General features: G+C 61.4%; 3 pseudogenes. 1 reads left to right on the plus strand and 2 read right to left on the minus strand.

The features are described 5' to 3' along the window. Window positions 1-228, minus strand: a pseudogene (locus tag AB4Z11_RS30105) (hypothetical protein); the annotation flags it as partial. 134 nt (window positions 229-362) lie between these two features. Continuing rightward, window positions 363-986: pseudogene (locus AB4Z11_RS30110) on the minus strand (alternative oxidase); the annotation flags it as partial. A 136-nt stretch (window positions 987-1,122) separates the two neighbouring features. Here AB4Z11_RS30110 and AB4Z11_RS30115 point away from each other — a divergent pair. Further along, window positions 1,123-2,142 (plus strand): annotated as a pseudogene (locus AB4Z11_RS30115) (DNA mismatch repair protein MutS); the annotation flags it as partial.

A 2,142-nucleotide genomic window follows, 5' to 3' on the forward strand; every position in this document is an offset into this window, starting at 1 on the left:
GGCCACACCAGCCTTGTACCATTGGTAGGTCAGGTCGTCACCGGAAGCCAYAACGGCCAGGGTGGCCGAAGCGCCAAGCGCCACGGAAACGGTCGCAGGCTGGGTGGTGATGGCAGGTGCAGTGGATGCGGTGGCCGTCGTGCTCGAACCGCTACCGCCACCACAGGCGGCCAGCGTCGAGCACACGAGGACCGCCGCCAGCGCGAGCGCAGGCGTATGGCGATTCAAGGCTTTCTCCTTTTACTGGTAAGGCCATAAGTGTAGAAAGCCCGGCGCACGCCATGGGCCGCCTTTACCCAACTTTACATCCTCACAACTTGTTGTTACAGAAAGCTACACGCTGAAAAGATGGCAGACGAACATCAGGCGCCGGCGCGGACTTCCACTGCGGTCAGGCGATCGGCAAAGTCGTGGTTCACATCGCGGTGCCCGACTTCATCCTGACGCACGGCCAGGACCACGTCGCGCAGACGGGCATTGGCGGACAGCTTCCAGTAATCGATGGCGATGTCCGGCGCCGGCACATTGTCCACGCGGCCGGCGTCAATCTCGGCCAGGTAAAGCGTGTAGCTGATCACGGCCTGCTCCTCGAAGTAGCCCACCAGACGGTGTGCAGTGCGCGGCGAAGTCAGATACAGCATGAAGAAGGCGATAAAGAACAGCGCCTGCACCACCAGGATCACCAGGCGTTCAAACCAGTTGGGCTTTGCGATCTGCACAAACGTCATCAGGTGCATACGTTCATTTTCTGCCTCATCCARCAATGTGCGAATCCAGCCGTGGTCATCGATCATCCAGCGCAGGCAACGCAGATGCACCAGCATGCCACCCACCATGCCCGGCACGGCGGCCACCGTTTCCAGCACTATCGCGCGGTTGCCATAGCGCTTGGCGAAGAAGGTATCAGCGAAGAAGCGCAAAGTCATGGTGATGCCCAGGGCGATGCGGTCGGACAGGTTGCTTACGGCACGATGCTCGTTCATTTTTTTCTCCGTTTCGTTAAATCATGCAGACAGAATACATCTTTAAGATTGCGCGGTCAACAGGGCGCCCAAGCTTGCAAAACAGGTAAAATGGCAAGCTTCGGCCGCGCTGGCGGCTTGCATTACCGACAACACTGAAATGACCACCCTGCCATCCGAAATCAACGCCGCCGCCGTCAAGAACAGCCCCGCTGAAAAAGTCACCCCAATGATGCAGCAATACCTGCGCATCAAGGCCGAGTATCCAACGATGCTGGTCTTCTATCGCATGGGCGACTTCTATGAGCTGTTTTTTGACGATGCCGAGAAGGCGTCGCGTGTGCTCGGCATTACGCTGACCGCGCGCGGCACGCAGAACGGCGTGCCGATCAAGATGGCGGGCGTGCCTTTCCATTCGCTGGACGGCTACCTGGCCAAGCTGGTCAAACAGGGCRAATCCTGCGCGATCGCGGAGCAGATTGGCGATCCGGCCCTGGCCAAGGGGCCGGTGGAGCGCAAAGTGGTGCGCGTGGTGACGCCGGGTACGCTGACCGATTCGGACCTGCTGCCGGAGAAGTCCGAGCGTCCGCTGCTGGCCCTGAGCCAGATCAGCAATCGCAAGGTATTCACCATGGGCCTGGCCTGGCTGTCGCTGGCTTCGGGCGCACTGAAGCTGATGGAATTTTCGGGCGACCAGCGCCAGGTGAACACCCGCCTGCAGCAGGAGCTGGAGCGCATCGCGCCGGCGGAGATCCTGCGCGCCGATGGCGGCGACCTGTTTGACGACATCACCACCTGCCACGTGAACAATGTGCCGGAGTGGCACTTCGACGTGGTACACGGCCAAAAGGCCCTGCTGGACCAGCTGGGCGTGGTCACGCTGACCGGCTTCGGCGCGGAAGGCCTGGGCGCTGCGTTTGGCGCAGCAGGCGCTCTGCTGCGTTATGCCCAGGCGACGCAAGGCCGCGGCCTACAGCACGTGAAGTCGCTGACCTGCGAAACGGAAAACGAATACATCGGCCTCGATGCCGCCACGCGCCGCAATCTGGAGCTGACGGAAACCATCCGTGGCCAGGAATCCCCTACCCTGTTCTCGCTGCTGGATCACTGCCGCACGGCGATGGGCTCGCGCATGCTGCGCCACTGGCTGCATCACGCAAAGCGCGACCAGTCGGTGGCC

Source organism: Pseudoduganella sp. RAF53_2 (assembly GCF_052113985.1).
Lineage (GTDB): Bacteria > Pseudomonadota > Gammaproteobacteria > Burkholderiales > Burkholderiaceae_D > Rugamonas.